This window comes from Pantoea sp. SIMBA_079, assembly GCF_046940275.1.
GTDB lineage: Bacteria > Pseudomonadota > Gammaproteobacteria > Enterobacterales > Enterobacteriaceae > Pantoea > Pantoea borealis.
Genome location: NZ_JAWRYR010000322.1, coordinates 1 through 271, shown reverse-complemented (window position 1 = coordinate 271; position 271 = coordinate 1). Strand labels below are relative to the sequence as shown.

Here is a 271-nt window from a genome sequence, read left to right as displayed (position 1 = left end):
ATCCGAACCCCGATGAAAACCGCATCCATCGCGCCGACAAGACGGGCCGTCTCGTCTCGGTAAAGCCCAAGGCGCCGGCCAAGGCCTTCACCGCCGGCAGCATGTTTGAAAAGATCAGCATGATCACGCGTCCGCCTGAAAAGACGGACGCGAAAATGGCTTTCTCCAGCAAGCTGGAAGGCAAGGAAGTCGCCATCACCATGGCGTTCCATGCGGTTCAGCCGCCGAAGCCGCGCGCCGAAATGCCGACCCAGCTTGCCAAGCTCATTAC

At 60.1% G+C, this 271-nt stretch carries 1 protein-coding gene; it reads left to right on the top strand.

Annotation, left to right across the window (positions count from 1 at the left end; genetic code table 11):
• Positions 1 to 271: hypothetical protein (locus tag SB719_RS20215; protein ID WP_412159749.1), on the top strand; the 271-nt coding region annotated here is incomplete at both ends.